This is a genomic window from Thioclava sp., from assembly GCF_048263065.1.
GTDB lineage: Bacteria > Pseudomonadota > Alphaproteobacteria > Rhodobacterales > Rhodobacteraceae > Thioclava.
Genome location: NZ_JBLXEM010000011.1, coordinates 43456 through 58005 on the forward strand (window position 1 = coordinate 43456; position 14550 = coordinate 58005).

Annotated in this window: 16 protein-coding genes; 10 read left to right on the plus strand and 6 right to left on the minus strand. The window is 60.5% G+C overall.

The features are described from left to right. Positions 1-3: 3 nt before the first annotated feature. From ACN0SD_RS14120 to tatA, 5 genes are all read right to left on the minus strand, one after another. Positions 4-702 carry a type 1 glutamine amidotransferase gene (locus tag ACN0SD_RS14120; protein ID WP_417808873.1) on the minus strand — a complete coding sequence of 233 codons (699 nt, stop codon included), beginning with the start codon at positions 700-702 and terminating at the stop codon, positions 4-6. A gap of 220 nt (positions 703-922) precedes the next feature. Then, a complete protein-coding gene (locus tag ACN0SD_RS14125; protein WP_417808874.1) occupies positions 923-1765 on the minus strand; it encodes an ATP-binding protein in 843 nt (280 codons plus the stop codon). Then, entirely contained in the window at positions 1762-2622 is an 861-nt protein-coding gene (gene tatC, locus ACN0SD_RS14130; protein ID WP_417808875.1) for a twin-arginine translocase subunit TatC, read from the minus strand. Before tatC ends, ACN0SD_RS14125 begins: the two co-directional genes overlap by 4 nt. Continuing rightward, the gene (tatB, locus tag ACN0SD_RS14135) at positions 2619-3206 is read right to left on the minus strand and encodes a Sec-independent protein translocase protein TatB (RefSeq protein WP_417808876.1); all 588 of its coding nucleotides are present in this window, start codon (positions 3204-3206) and stop codon (positions 2619-2621) included. Before tatB ends, tatC begins: the two co-directional genes overlap by 4 nt. Positions 3207-3273: 67 nt before the next feature. Continuing rightward, positions 3274-3498 carry a twin-arginine translocase TatA/TatE family subunit gene (gene tatA, locus ACN0SD_RS14140; protein WP_417808877.1) on the minus strand — a complete coding sequence of 75 codons (225 nt, stop codon included), beginning with the start codon at positions 3496-3498 and terminating at the stop codon, positions 3274-3276. 194 nt (positions 3499-3692) lie between these two features. Between tatA and ACN0SD_RS14145 the strand changes: the two genes are divergently transcribed. From ACN0SD_RS14145 to ACN0SD_RS14155, 3 genes are all read left to right on the plus strand, one after another. After that, entirely contained in the window at positions 3693-4079 is a 387-nt protein-coding gene (locus ACN0SD_RS14145; protein ID WP_417808878.1) for a helix-turn-helix transcriptional regulator, read from the plus strand. Positions 4080-4113: 34 nt separating this feature from the next. Next, positions 4114-4752 (plus strand): MarC family protein, encoded by a 639-nt coding sequence (locus ACN0SD_RS14150; RefSeq protein WP_417808879.1) that lies wholly within the window; start codon positions 4114-4116, stop codon positions 4750-4752. A 75-nt stretch (positions 4753-4827) separates the two neighbouring features. Continuing rightward, a complete protein-coding gene (locus ACN0SD_RS14155) occupies positions 4828-5421 on the plus strand; it encodes a retropepsin-like aspartic protease family protein (protein WP_417808880.1) in 594 nt (197 codons plus the stop codon). Between the two features lie 2 nt (positions 5422-5423). Here ACN0SD_RS14155 and ACN0SD_RS14160 read toward each other — a convergent pair whose 3' ends face one another. Beyond that, positions 5424-6803: an L-serine ammonia-lyase gene (locus ACN0SD_RS14160; RefSeq protein ID WP_417808881.1), complete on the minus strand. Its 1380-nt coding sequence runs from the start codon at positions 6801-6803 to the stop codon at positions 5424-5426. A gap of 155 nt (positions 6804-6958) precedes the next feature. On the opposite strand from ACN0SD_RS14160, the gene ACN0SD_RS14165 reads away from it, so the two are divergent. From ACN0SD_RS14165 to ACN0SD_RS14195, 7 genes are all read left to right on the plus strand, one after another. Beyond that, a complete protein-coding gene (locus tag ACN0SD_RS14165) occupies positions 6959-7972 on the plus strand; it encodes a Hint domain-containing protein (protein WP_417808882.1) in 1014 nt (337 codons plus the stop codon). A gap of 97 nt (positions 7973-8069) precedes the next feature. Then, positions 8070-8855 carry a ribose-5-phosphate isomerase RpiA gene (gene rpiA, locus ACN0SD_RS14170; protein ID WP_417808909.1) on the plus strand — a complete coding sequence of 262 codons (786 nt, stop codon included), beginning with the start codon at positions 8070-8072 and terminating at the stop codon, positions 8853-8855. A gap of 91 nt (positions 8856-8946) precedes the next feature. Next, on the plus strand, positions 8947-10302 hold the full coding sequence (gorA, locus tag ACN0SD_RS14175) for a glutathione-disulfide reductase (RefSeq protein ID WP_417808883.1): 1356 nt from the start codon (positions 8947-8949) through the stop codon (positions 10300-10302). Positions 10303-10357: 55 nt separating this feature from the next. After that, complete coding sequence (hflK, locus tag ACN0SD_RS14180; RefSeq protein WP_417808884.1) at positions 10358-11542, plus strand: FtsH protease activity modulator HflK; 1185 nt, start codon at positions 10358-10360, stop codon at positions 11540-11542. Then, positions 11539-12462 carry a protease modulator HflC gene (gene hflC, locus ACN0SD_RS14185; protein WP_417808910.1) on the plus strand — a complete coding sequence of 308 codons (924 nt, stop codon included), beginning with the start codon at positions 11539-11541 and terminating at the stop codon, positions 12460-12462. Before hflK ends, hflC begins: the two co-directional genes overlap by 4 nt. Beyond that, on the plus strand, positions 12462-12662 hold the full coding sequence (locus tag ACN0SD_RS14190) for a DUF2065 domain-containing protein (protein WP_417808885.1): 201 nt from the start codon (positions 12462-12464) through the stop codon (positions 12660-12662). The genes hflC and ACN0SD_RS14190 overlap by 1 nt, the downstream gene beginning before the upstream one ends. Before the next feature lie 120 nt (positions 12663-12782). Further along, the gene (locus ACN0SD_RS14195) at positions 12783-14246 is read left to right on the plus strand and encodes a DegQ family serine endoprotease (protein ID WP_417808886.1); all 1464 of its coding nucleotides are present in this window, start codon (positions 12783-12785) and stop codon (positions 14244-14246) included. The last annotated feature ends 304 nt before the right edge of the window (positions 14247-14550 follow it).

Below are 14550 nucleotides of genomic sequence, written 5' to 3' on the forward strand. Positions count from 1 at the left end.
CTGTCAGCTTTCCGGGCGCGCCTGCGCCCTGTCTTGCAAGAAAAAATCCGCGATCATGTCGGCGATGCGTTGCGATCCGTTAGGCTGCCCCAGCCGCGCCCGCGCCGCCTGCATCAGAGGCTCGGGCACCACGCCTTGTCCGCGCGTTGCCATCAGCCCGTCAACGAAAGCGTCGCGAAACTCTGGATGGGCCTGCACCGAAAACGCACGATCCCCGTAGATCAGCGCAGGATAGCGGCAAAAATCGTTCTGCGCTATGGGCTTGGCCGAAGGTGGAATTTCCGTCACCTGATCCTGATGCCACGCGTTAAGCGTGATCGTCTCACCCTCAAAATCATAATCCTGCGGCCCTACGGCCCAACCCTGCTGGTATTTCTCAACCCGACCGCCGAGCGCCTGCGCGATGATCTGATGGCCAAAACAAATCCCCACCAGCGGCACATCTGCAGCAACCGTGTCGCGGATAAACTGCTCAAGTGGCGCGATGAACGGGTGATCCTCATAGGCACCGTGGCGAGAGCCGGTAATCAACCAGCCTTCGCACTCATGCACATCTTTGGGCAGTTCCATATTCTCGACATCGTAGCGCACGAACTCCAACCCGCGCCCGGCCAGAAGGCTTTCGAACATGTCGGGATAATCCCCCGCCTGAGCCCGCAGCACATCGGGAGATTGTCCGGTTTGAAGGATGCCTATTTTCATGAACGCTCCGAGGGCTTTGAGGGCGCGATGTAAACCGCTTTGGCGAAAGGCTATTCCTCTGCGCAAGCCGCCGCAAGAGGGGCTGCACCGGTCTTGTTGCACGAGGCTCCCGAGGCATCTGGACCAAGAAGCAAAGAATACTATGCATTTCTTCTTGGCAAAAATTATCCCGGGGGTGAATGGCAAAGCCAGAGGGGGCAGCGCCCCCTACCCGGCCCCATCAGATCGCGACGCCTTGGCGTCCGGCGAGGTCGGTGAAGAACTGCCACGCCACCCGCCCCGAGCGCGAGCCGCGTGTGGCTTGCCACTCAATCGCGTCGGCGCGCAGCTGGTCGGGGTCGGTTTGCACGCCGTAAGCGGTACAATAGCCTGCGATCATCGCGAGGTATTCGTCTTGGCTACACGGGTGGAAGCCCAGCCACAGCCCGAAGCGGTCTGACAGCGAAACCTTTTCCTCGACCGCCTCGGACGGGCTGATCGCGGTAGAGCGTTCGTTCTCGATCATGTCGCGCGGCATCAGGTGACGCCGATTCGAGGTGGCATAAAGGATCACGTTGTCGGGCCGTCCCTCGATCCCGCCATCCAGCACCGCCTTGAGCGATTTGTAATGCTGATCATCATGGCTAAAGCTGAGATCGTCGCAAAACAGCACGAACCGCAGGTCGGGCGCGGCGCGTAGATGCGTCAACAGCCGTCCCACCGAGGGCAGATCTTCGCGCGCCAGTTCCACCAGCTTGAGCGGCAGCCCCTCGGCCACAGCCGCCGCATGGGCCGCCTTGACCAGCGAGGATTTTCCCATCCCGCGCGCGCCCCACAATAGCGCATTGTTCGCCGCCCCGCCGCGCGCGAATTGCAGCGTGTTGGTCAGCAGCGTGTCGCGCGAGCGATTAATGCCGTGCAACAGCGCCAGATCAACGCGCGACACCTGCGCGACAGGTTCCAGCCGATCGGGCGCGGTGTGCCAGATAAACGCATCCGCCGCGTTCAGATCGGGCGCGGCTTGCGGCGCAGGGGCGAGACGCTCTAGCGCCTCTGCGATGCGCGCGAGGGCGTCAGCGCTCATGAATGGTCCTCTTCGTCTTCATCCTCATCCCACTCGTCGGGATCAATCCAAGTGCCTTCGGCACGCATCCGGGCCTCGCGGGTCTTTTCGATCCGCTTCACCAGTTGAATCGAGATTTCATACAGCCCGTAAACCACAGTGAACAAAATCACCTGAGAAATCACATCTGGCGGCGTCGCAATCGCGGCCACGATAAGGATCGCGACCACCGCATATTTGCGCATATTGCCAAGACCCGCCGCCGACACTAGCCCTGCCTTGCCCATCAGAGACAGCAGCACCGGAAGCTGGAAGCAGATCCCGAACGCCATGACGAATTTGATCGTCAGCGAAAGGTATTCCTGCACCGAGCCCTGAAAGCCGATCGCCGCCATCTCATTTGCGCCTTGATGCGCGCCGATCTCGCCTTGTTGGAAGCCAAGGAAGAAGTTAAAGGCCAGCGGCAGGATCACATAATAGGCAAACGCTGCGCCAAGGAAAAACATGATCGGCGAGGCAACGAGGAAGGGCAGAAACGCGTTCTTTTCATTTTTATAAAGACCGGGCGCCACAAACCGCCACATCTGATAGGCGATGATCGGGAACGCCAGCGCAAAGCCGCCCAAGAATGAGATGTTGATTGCGACGAAAAAGCCTTCTTGCAGCTTGATCAGATACAACCCGCATTGCTGGCCGCGATCTTCGAGCGCGTAACAGACCGGCTTGGTGAGGAAGTTGAAAATCGGGTTCCAAACCGTGTAGCACACCACCATCGCCGCCACGAAAGCCGCCAGCGAATAGAGGATCCGGGTGCGTAATTCCGCCAGATGCTCGATCAGCGGGGCGGCGCTTTCCTCCATGTCATCTGTGTCGCTCATGCGTCATCTTTCTTGGGCGCGGGCTTGGCCGAGGCGGTCTTGCGCGGGCTGGCCGGGGTTTTTGCCGCTGCCGTTTTGCTGGCCGCTTTGGCGGCGGTTTTCTTGGGGGTTGCGGCTTTCGCCGCTGGTTTTTTTGCAGCCGTTTTAGTGACTGGGGGCTTTTTCGCAGCCGGGGCTTTCGCCGTTTTCTTGGCCGCAGGCTTTTTCACCGCCGGTTTCGCACTCTCGGACGCGGGTTTGGGCGGGGCGGCCTCGGGGTCGGGCAGCGGCGTAGACGCGGTTTTTCTGGAAGGCGACTTTGGGTCCCATTTCTCGAAACTATCGGCGGCCTTTTCCAGCGCGTCCAAGCCCAGCGCCTTTTTCGAGGTCAGGCTTTTAAGATCGCGCACAGATCCTGCCGCCTCATCCAGACCGCTATCCTTCGCTGCATCCTCCATCGCACGCGAAAACTCGCGGGCCATGGATTTGGCCTTGGCGGTAAAGCGGCCAAGTTGATGAAACATCTTGGGCAGATCCTTTGGACCCACCACGATCAGCGCCACAACGCCAATCAGGAGAAGCTCGCTCCAACCGATATCGAACATGCGAAATCAGACCCTCCGGCCATGGCTACAGATGGCAACGCGCACGCGGCGCATAGCCGTTGAGGCCTCAGACCTTGTCTTTTTCTTTTGCCGGGGTGACGTCGCGCGCCTCGGTCTCGTCTTCGATCGAAGCATTCTCGATCTCGTCCGTGCCCTCTTTGACGCCTTTTTTGAACGAGGTGATCCCCTTGCCGACTTCGCCCATCAGCGACGAAATCTTACCGCGGCCAAATAGCACCAGCACCACAACCGCGATCAGCAAAAGGCCGGGAAGGCCAATATTGTTGAGCATTTTCTTTTCTCCTCTGGCAGAGGCCCGCCGCCTGTGCCCATTTTTTCAAGGTCAAGGTTTATGACCAACAGCCCGCCAATCCTAGAGCGATTCGCCCTTTAAGCGGGGCGGAAACGCAGATTACTGACAGTTCATTGTCAGTTGCCCCTAGGGGCGCTAGGGTCGCGATCACTCGCATTTCTCGGAGAGTTCCCATGACCCGCGACGAGCGGCTGCAACAAATCATTGCGATCTTGCGTGACGGTAAAATGCACCGCGCCCGCGATCTTGCGCAGCGGTTGGGGGTTTCCGATCGCACGATCTGGCGCGATATGGCCGAGATCTCCGCCTATGGCGTTCCGGTCGAGGGCGAGCGCGGGGTGGGCTATATTCTGCGCCGCGCGATGGGCCTGCCGCCGCTGGTGCTAACGCGCGAGGAGCTGGCCGCGCTGGATCATCTGCTGACACTGGCCGAGACCGCCACGGATACGCGCATTGCGGTGGGCGCAGCCAGCCTTGCCGCCAAGATACGCGCGGCCCTACCCCCGCCCCCCGCACAAGACGCCGCGGAAGGGCTGGCGGGCGATGAGGCAAGCGGCTAGGCTTGCGCCACCGCTAAAAAACACCGGAGGGATCGTGATAGGCGCCGAATATATCACCGCGTTCGTGACCCTTTTCGTCATCATCGACCCAATCGGTCTGACTCCGGTTTTTGTGGCCCTCACCTTGGGAGAAAGCCATAAGGCCCGGATGCGCGTCGCAATCCGCGCAGTGCTGATCGGGGGTGGGTTACTTACCTTATTCGGGATCTTCGGCGACAAGATTTTGGCTGGAATCGGTATCTCGATGCCCGCGTTTCGCATTGGCGGGGGTATTTTGCTGTTTCTAACCGCGCTGGACATGCTGTTTGAGCGGCGCACGAAACGGCGCGAGCAGCAGGGCGAGGAGCACGAGGTCGAACCCGATCACGACCCTTCGGTTTTCCCCCTCGCCACGCCGCTGATTGCCGGCCCCGGCGCATTGGCCACGATGATCCTGCTGGCGGGCAAGCCGGGCGCTGACTGGTTGCATGTCGGGGCCATAATTGGTGTGATGTATGGGGTTCTGGCCTGCATGATGGCGATGTTCCTACTCGCCTCACCGATTGAGCGCGCGTTGGGGCGCACCGGAACGATGGTGGTCACGCGCTTGCTGGGGATGTTGCTCGCGGCCCTTGCGGTGCAGTTCATTCTGGACGGGTTGCACGGCGCGGGGCTGATGGGTCTGGCGAGATGAGGCAAAGCGCCCTCTGGGAATTCCAATCCGCCCGCCCTACATCTTTGTGCAGCTTAGTTGGGTAACGAGGGTTTCGTGGTAGAGTCGATCATTAGCGAGAATTGGGGGCGACTGGTCTATCTGGGCCTGCTTTTGGTGGCTGTGGGCGGTTACTTCTTTCTCGAAGTGCGCCGCCGTCCCAGCCGCACTTTGCAGCAAGCCGCGATCTGGGGGCTGATCTTTCTGGGTACATTAGCAGCGGCAGGGCTGTGGTCTGACATCCAGCGACAGGTGGTGCTTCCCGATCAAGCGGTGATGAGCGATGGCAAGATTGAGGTCAACCAAGCCCCCGATGGCCACTATTACCTGACAGCACTGGTCAACGGCACGCCAACGCGCTTTGTCGTAGATACTGGCGCGAGCCAGATCGTGTTGACGCAACGGGCCGCAGAGCGCGCGGGCATCGACACCAACGGGCTGGCCTATATCGGGCAGGCCTCGACCGCGAACGGGATCGTGGCAACGGCCCCCATTCGCATCGACAGCTTTGATCTGGGGCCGATCCATGACCAAAAGCTGCGCGCAGTGGTCAATCGCGGACAGATGGACACATCGCTGCTGGGCATGACCTATCTCACGCGCTTTGCGAAGGTCGAGTTTTCGCGCGGCAAGCTGATCCTCGAACGCTAATTTCAACAGTTAGGCACATTCACCGCCAAACCGCCAAGGCTCGTTTCCTTGTAGTGTTCGTGCATGTCGCGCCCGGTTTGACGCATCGTTTCAATCGCGGCATCGAGGGGCACGAAATGCGTGCCATCCCCACGCAGCGCCAGCGAGGCTGCCGAAATCGCCTTGATCGCGCCAAGGCCGTTGCGCTCGATGCAGGGCACCTGCACCAGCCCTTTGACCGGATCGCAGGTCATGCCCAGATGATGCTCCAGCGCGATCTCGGCGGCGTTTTCGATCTGCTCAGGCGTCCCTCCCAGCACCGCCGCCATTCCCGCCGCCGCCATTGCCGCGGCTGATCCGACTTCGGCCTGACAGCCACATTCCGCGCCTGAAATCGAGGCATTGGTCTTGATCAAACCGCCCACCGCCGCAGCCGTCAGTAGAAAATCGGGGATCTTGGCGCTGCTGGCCGAGGGCACATGATCCAACCAGTAACGGATCACCGCAGGCACCACCCCCGCCGCACCATTAGTCGGCGCAGTCACCACTTGGCCTCCGGCGGCGTTTTCCTCATTCACCGCCATCGCATAGGCGGAAATCCAGTCGTTGATCTGATGCGGCGGCGCAAGGTTGCGGCCCCAATCGACGCGCAGGCTTTCATGGATCGCCTTGGCACGCCGCTTGACGCGCAAGCCACCGGGTAATTCGCCATCCGTGGTTAGGCCACGATCCATGCAATCGCGCATCGCCGCCCAGATTTTCGCCAGCCCCGTATCCAGTGCCGCTACATCGCGAAATCGCAGCTCGTTGCGCCGCTTCATCTGCGCGATGCTCAGCCCCGAACCATGCGCCATCGCCAGCATTTCCTCGGCTGTGCGAAACGGAAACGGCACCGGCGAGGGCGCGTCGCGCGCGGCATCATCGACCGCGTCTAGCTCGGCCTGACTGCGCACGAACCCGCCACCGATGGAATAATAGACCTCTTGCAGCAGCACATCGCCCTGCGCATCGAGCGCCGAAATCACCATGCCATTTGCGTGGCCGGGAAGTGGCGGGCCGTAATCGAAAATCAGATCACTGTCCGGGTCAAACGCCAGCGGCGACAGGCCCGGCGGGCACAGCCGCTTGTCGCGCGCATTCGCCGCCAGCGCGGTGTCGGCGGCGTCGCGGTCGTAGTCTTCGGGGGTGAACCCTGCGAGGCCAAGGATGCTGGCGCGATCGGTTGCATGGCCCTTACCGGTAAAGGCGAGCGAGCCGTGCAGCCGCACCCGCACGCCATGCGCCGCAAACGGTGAGGCGCGCAGCCTGTCCAGAAACCGCGCCCCCGCCACCATCGGCCCCATCGTATGCGAGGAGGACGGCCCGACGCCGATCTTGAACATATCAAAAACGCTTAGAAACATTCGCCCCCCTGCCCGGCTTGCCAGTTCGTTCAGAGTGGCGGGTTTGGCCGCGTCGCAACAGCCCCAAAGCGACGTTCGCTGCGGAAAAACAGGCATGGTTGACGGGATTTTTACCAGTTTGAGCGAATGTGCAGGGCGGCAACTTTGGTGGTAAGATGGCGATCGTCTACGCATGGCAATTTTCGGACCTGAGAATATCAGGCACTGATCCGTTTGCCTCCGACACATCCGCGACTAAGGCGGCTGTGGACAATGCCAGCTTCACGCTGTCCCCTAAGGCCGCCACGCAAAAGATCCTGATCAGGGATGAGGATTTGAGTTTCGAGGGCGACGACGAAACCTATCAATACCTAGCGCAAGACACAGCTTTCGACGAGATGGAATGGAACGTCGAAAGCCCGATCACAACGCCCTACAGCTATATCGTGCGCCCGTCGGGCTCGGACGATCCGGCTGACAATATCACGATTTTTGTGGTGTCTCTGAAGGGCGAGGTGCATGGGCTTGCGGCCTCGGCACCTCTGCTCGCAGGGCAAAGCTATGACATTGTCGATATCGAGAACTGCGCCCCCAGCGTCAGCTATTCCAATATGGCGGTTTGTTTCGCGCGCGGCACCCGGATCGCCACGAAACAAGGCCCCGTCGCGGTTGAGGATTTGCGCCCCGGAATGCGCGTGCAAACGGCCGATAACGGCTATCGCGCGCTGATTTGGACAGGGCGCTGGCGGGTGCATGGGCGCGCTCAAAATGCGCCGATCCGCATTGCTCAAGGGGCGCTTGGCAATGACCGCGCGCTTGAGGTCTCGGCCCAGCATCGCATAGTATTGCGCCCGCGTCAGGGCGGCTTGCGCGGGCACGAACTGCTATTGCCCGCCAAGGCGCTGCTGGATCTGCCCGGCATCACCCGCGCGCCGCGCCCACGCGTTGAGTGGCTACATCTGCTGTTTGAGCGACACGAGATCGTCTTTGCCGAAGGCGCACGCGCCGAAAGCCTGCTGCCCGGCCCGCAAGCCATGCGCGGAATTGACCCCTCGCAAGTCGCCGAAGTGCGCGCACTCGCACAGGCCAACCCGCTCGCGAGTTTGCCCGCCCGCGCGTTCCTACCCCCCGACCATGCGCGCCGTCTGTCCAAGCGGCGCGGCGGTTTAGCGCGGTTTTTGCAAGCCTAAAGCATCAATTCTGGCCCTTTGCGGCGTAATTCGCGCTCGCGCCGCTTTGCGTGATTGCCTATAAGCGGTGCAAATGCTGCTTGATGGAGTGACCCCGATGCCTGCCGACCTCTCCCCTATCGACAAGGCGAAATTCGCCGCCGCCCGCCGCGCCGTTGACCTGATCGAAGACGGGATGCGCGTAGGCATGGGAACTGGATCAACCGCCGCTTGGATGGTGCGCTGTCTGGGGGAACGCGTGCGCCAAGAGGGGCTGCGTTTGCAAGGCGTACCGACCTCAACGCGCACTGCCGATCTGGCGCGTCAGGTGGGCATCGACGTCGTATCATTGGACGAGGCGAAATGGCTCGATATCACGATTGACGGGGCCGATGAATTCGACCCCGAATTGAACTTGATCAAGGGCGGCGGCGGCGCGTTGTTGCAAGAAAAGATCGTCGCGACCGCGTCCGATCAGATGGTCGTGATCACCGACGCTTCCAAAGAGGTAAACCATCTGGGCGGCTTCCCGCTACCCGTCGAGGTGATCCCCTTTGGCTGGCAGACCTCGCGCGCGCTGATCGAGGAGTTGCTGGAATCGATGGATGTGCTGGGGCGTCAAACCACGCTGCGCCTGAACGGCAGCCAACCCTATGTCACCGATGAGGGTAATTACATCGTCGATCTGCATCTCAACCGGATCGGCAATTCGCGCCAACTCGCGCTGGTGCTCAACCAGATTCCCGGCGTCGTGGAAAACGGGCTGTTCATCGACATCTGCGATATGGTGATCATCGGCGGCGCGGATGGCAAGGTCGAGATCCGCGATATCAACGAGGGCAGCATCAGCACAGAAACATTCGACTTCACGGAAGATGACAACATTTTCGCAGATCTGGATTAATCGCGCGACATAGGCCCGGACGGATTCCCAAACGGCATTGCGGCGCAGCGCGTATCCGCATCGCGAGACCAAAGACAAGGCAAGAGAACCCATGCAATTTGATTACGACCTTTTTGTCATCGGTGGCGGCTCGGGCGGGGTGCGTGCGGCGCGGATCGCGGCCTCGGAATACGGCGCCAAGGTCGCGCTGGCCGAGGAGTATCGGATGGGCGGCACCTGCGTGATCCGAGGCTGCGTGCCCAAAAAGCTGATGGTCTTCGCCTCGACCGCGCCCGGCGCCGTCAGCGAGGCGCGCGCCTATGGCTGGGATGCGCAATGCGGCAGCTTCGACTGGATGGCGTTTCGCACGAAACTCGACGCCGAACTAGACCGTCTTGAGGCGATCTATCGCAAAGGCCAGTCCAATGCCGGCGTGACTGTTTATGATCAACGCGCGACTGTCGCTGGCGCTCATGAAGTGAAGCTGGCTGATGGCAGCACCATTTCGGCCAAGCATATTTTGGTGGCGACTGGCGGGCAGCCCTTTGTGCCCGACTTCCCCGGCAGTGATCTGGTGATGACCAGCAATGAGATCTTCAAGATGGAGGCCTTGCCAAAACGCATCCTGATCGTGGGCGGGGGCTATATCGCCTGCGAATTCGCCTGCATCCTCAACGGCTTGGGCGTCAATGTGACACAATTCAACCGCTCGCCCCTGCTGCGCGGCTTTGACACCGAGGCGCGCGATTTAATCGTCAATCAGATGGCTGCGGGCGGGATCGACATTCACACCCATATCGTGATCGCCAAAATCGAGAAAGACGGCGACGAACTGCTTGTGACCTGTGGCGATGAACGTCAGGACCGTTTCGACGCGGTGCTGTATGCCACGGGGCGCGTGCCCAATACCGGCAATCTGGGTCTGGAAGATGCAGGCGTGAAGGTCGGCGAACGCGGCGAGATTGACGTGGATCAATGGTCGCAAACCAATATCCCCTCGATCTATGCGGTGGGCGATGTGACCAATCGCATCAACCTGACGCCGGTTGCGATCCGCGAGGGGCACGCCTTTGCAGATACCATCTTTGGTGCGAAACCCACCTATATGGATCACGATCTGGTGGCCTCGGCCGTGTTCACCCAACCCGAATTTGGCACCTGCGGCATCACCGAGGAAGAGGCTGCCGATCGCGGTCAGGCCGAAGTTTATGTGTCGAGCTTCAAACCGATGCGCTCAGGCTTTGCCGGGGCCGATGACCGCGTGCTGATGAAGCTGATCGTGTGTCGTGACACACGCGCGGTTCTGGGCTGTCATATTGTCGCGCCCGATGCGGGGGAAATGATCCAGATGATCGCCATCGCGATGAAGATGGGCGCGACCAAAGAGCAATTTGATGCGACCTGCGCGGTCCATCCAACGATGGCCGAAGAACTGGTGACCATGCGGAACCCGGTGCGCCATTATTGAAATCACGAACGGAATACCCAAGTGTTCAAAGAGATAACGGAAAGGTGAGGACCATATGAGCAACGGAGGCCCCTGGGGCGGCGGTGGCAGTGGCGGCGATGATGACCGCGACGACCCGCAAGACAACAAACGGCCCGGACAGCGACGCCCCGGCGAGGGCGGCGGCCAAATTCCCGAAATCGAAGACTTCATGCGCAAGGGCTCGGAACAGCTTAAAGTGCTGATGGGCGGGCGCGGAGGCAATGGCAACCCCAATCGTCCCTCCGGCGGCGGCGCTGGCGGCCCCTTCCCGACCAAACTTGTCGTTCTGGTCGGTGTGATCGCGGTGGCTGGTTTTTGGGCGTTCTCCTCGTTTTATAAGGTCAATCAAGGCAACCGCTCGGTCGAACTGATGTTTGGGCGCTACATCGCGACCAAGGGTCCGGGTCTGAACTTTGCGCCGTGGCCGGTCGTCACCTACACGAAGGTGCCCGTCACGCGCGAGCAGACGGTCGATATCGGTTCGGGACGCTCTGGCACAAATGATAGCGGTCTGATGCTTACGGGCGATCAGAATATCGTCGATCTGGAATTCCAGGTGGTCTGGAACATCAACGATCCGGCGAAATACCTGTTCAACCTTGCAGATCCGCAGGGCACGATCCGCGCCGTGTCGGAATCCGCGATGCGTGACATTATCGCGCGTTCGCAACTGGCGCCGGTCCTGAACCGTGACCGCGGTGTCATCGCCGCCGATCTGCAATCGGCCGTTCAGGGTACGCTCGACAGCTATGATGCGGGCATCAACATTGTGCGGGTAAACTTCAACCGCGCCGATCCGCCCTCTGAGGTGATCGACAGTTTCCGCGAGGTTCAAGCCGCGCAACAGGAACGTGATCGGCTGGAAAAAGAGGCCGATAAATACGCCAATACCGTGACGGCAGGAGCCCGCGGTGAGGCGGCTCAACTCAAGGAAGAGGCCGAAGGCTATCGCGCCAAGATCGTGAACGCCGCCGAGGGTGACGCCGCGCGCTTTAACTCGATCCTCACGGAATACGAAAAAGCGCCCGAAGTGACCAAGCGCCGGATGTATTACGAAACGATGGGCCGGGTGTTGTCCGGGCTCAACAAAATCGTCGTGGACACCAAGTCGGATGGAAATGGCGTCGTGCCCTATCTGCCGCTTGATCAACTGCGTCCGGGGGGGGCAGCCGCCTCCAGCGCCGCCAAAACGACAAGCAATACCGGGGGGAGCAACTGATGCGTGGACCTTTTGCATTCGGTGTTCTGGTGATCCTCGTGGCACTGGGGCTGAACTCTTTCTTCGTAGTGGATGAAAAGCACCGCGCCTTGGTGCTGCAATTCGGACAGGTGAAACAGGTCAAAACCGATCCGGGACTTGGCTTTAAATGGCCGGTGATCGACTCGGTCGTGCAATATGACGACCGCATCCTCAGCCTGATGACGCAACCCCTTGAGGTGACACCGCTTGATGATCGTCGCCTTGTGGTGGATGCGTTTGCGCGCTGGCGCATCACCGATCTGGTGCGCTTCCGCGAAGCTGTGGGCACCAGTGGTGAAGATGGCGCACGCGACCGTCTAGATCGCCTGCTCACCGCGAAAATTCGTGAGGTACTCGGTGCGGTTCCCTCGACGGCCGTGTTGTCCAAAGACCGCACGCCGCTGATGAACCAGATCCGCGACTTGGCCCGCAAAGAGGCGGCCTCGCTGGGGGTTGATGTCATCGACGTGCGTCTGACGCGCACCGACCTGCCCGATCAGAACCTGTCGGCCACCTATGCCCGGATGCGGGCGGAACGTGAACGCGAGGCGGCAGACGAGCGTGCACGTGGCGCCGAGGCAGCACAACGCGTACGCGCCACCGCCGACCGCACCGTGGTCGAGGTGACCTCTCAGGCCCAAAAAGAGGCCGAGGTGATCCGAGGTGAAGCAGATGCGACGGCCAACAAGGTCTATGCCGATGCCTATTCCAAGGATCAAAGCTTCTTTGCCTTTAATCGCGCGCTGCAATTTTATTCAGAGTCGATGAAATCGCAAAGCTCGTCTTTGGTAACGCAGCCTGAAAGCCTGTATTTCAACTATGACGACTTCCTGCGCTCGATCGGGGAGGTGCCCAAGCAAACCGCCTCGTCAGTCGCACAAGGTGCTGCGGGCCAGTAATGGCTTGGCTTTTAACCGGTGTTGGACTGGTTCTGGTAATCGAGGGGCTGGCGCTTGCGCTGGCCCCTTCGCGTATCGAGGAGGCGCTAGAATTTCTGCGCGACCTCGGGCCTGCACGTCGGCGCGCGATGGGCTTGATTGCACTGGCAATTGGGGTTGCGATCTTATGGGGGCTGCGTGCCTTTGGCGTCGGATTTTGAGGCTTTGGTGCAATTTCCGGCAAAGGAAAACTTCCCTTCACGCCCCTGCGCCCCTACATTTCAAGAAACCGAGAGCAAATCGCGCGGGCTTTGTGAGCGCTGCGCAACAGGGAGAGGCTTATGAAATTCGTCACCGAGACCAGATTGGCTCTGCGTGGGGGGATGGGTGCTGCAATGTTGGCGCTCGCCTTGGCTGTGGCACCGCTAGCAACGCCCGCTTTTGCGCGCGCCGCCCCCGAAAGCTTTGCCGATCTGGTCGATCAGGTCAGCAATTCGGTCGTCAACATCACCACCTCGACCACCGTCGCGGCCCCGACGAATGTCGGCCCGAATTTTCCGCCCGGCTCTCCGTTTGAGGATTTGTTCAAGGATTTCGGCCTGCCCGGACCCAATGGCGAGAAAGGCCCGGCGCGCCCGCGTCGATCCAACGCGCTTGGCTCGGGCTTTGTGATTTCCGAGGACGGCTATATCGTGACGAATAACCACGTCATCGACGGCGCTGATGAGATCGAGATCGAGTTCTTCTCGGGCAAGCGTCTGGACGCGGAACTTGTGGGAACCGATCCCAAAACCGACATCGCGCTGCTCAAGGTAAAATCGGAGACGCCCCTGCCCTTCGTCAAATTTGCCGATAGCGACAAGGTGCGCGTGGGCGATTGGGTAATGGCGATGGGCAACCCGCTGGGTCAGGGATTCTCCGCCAGCGCAGGCATCATCTCGGCGCGCAATCGTGAATTGTCGGGCAGCTATGACGACTATCTGCAAACCGATGCCGCGATCAACCGGGGCAACTCGGGCGGGCCTCTGTTTGACATGCAAGGCGAGGTCGTGGGCGTGAACACCGCGATCCTGTCACCCAATGGCGGCTCGATCGGGATCGGCTTTTCGATGACCTCGAATGTGGTGTCCAAAGTGACCGAACAGCTCAAGGAATTCGGCGAGACCCGGCGCGGCTGGCTTGGCGTCAAAATCCAAGACGTGACGCCGGATATGGCCGAGGCGATGGGACTGGCCAAGCCCGAGGGCGCGATGGTCTCTGAAGTGCCCGATGGCCCCGCGAAAGAGGCCGGGATCGAGGCGGGCGACGTGATCACGTCGTTTGACGGCGGCGAGGTCAAAAGCACCCGCGATCTGGTGAAACGTGTGGCTGACGCACCTGTGGGCGAAAAGGTCCGCGTCACCGTGTTGCGCGATGGCAAGACCGAAACGCTGCTGGTCACCTTGGGTCGGCGCGAGCTGGCCGAGGGCGAACAGCCCCCGAAAGCCGTGCAAGCCCCGCAAGAGGTCGAGAAGGACATGCTGGGCCTGACCCTGACGCCCCTGACCGATGCTTTGCGCAGCGAAATGGGCCTGACCAAAGAGGCCACAGGCCTGATCATCAAGGCGATTGATGAGAGTTCAACCGCCTATGAAAAAGGCCTGCGCGCAGGCGATCTGATCACCGAAGCCGGGCAAAAGCCGGTCGCCTCGATGGGCGATTTCGAAGATCAGGTTGCAGCGGCCAAGGATGCCGGCCGCAAATCCATCCTGCTCCTGATCCGACGCGGCGGCGAACCCCGTTTCGTGGCGCTGCCGATGGAATGATCTGAGGTTTCACGGATGCGAAAAGGCGCCCTGCGGGGCGCCTTTTTAAGTTTGGGGTGGACGGGCACATCGGCGGAACTCGCCCTTGGCTATCGTCGGTTTCATCATAGCGAGCGGCGGGTTTGAGGCCGCTTTAATGATTTTCCGCGATGCAGCTAAAGTCCGCATTTGGGTCTTGAAGACTGACACCCCATCGCGGAAGACCCTCAAATTTTAGCCATATTCGCGAAACTAAATCACTCATCTAAACGTCGCCATAACTCCAGATCGCTAGCGTTCAGTTACCAATGTCGAGGAGAATGAA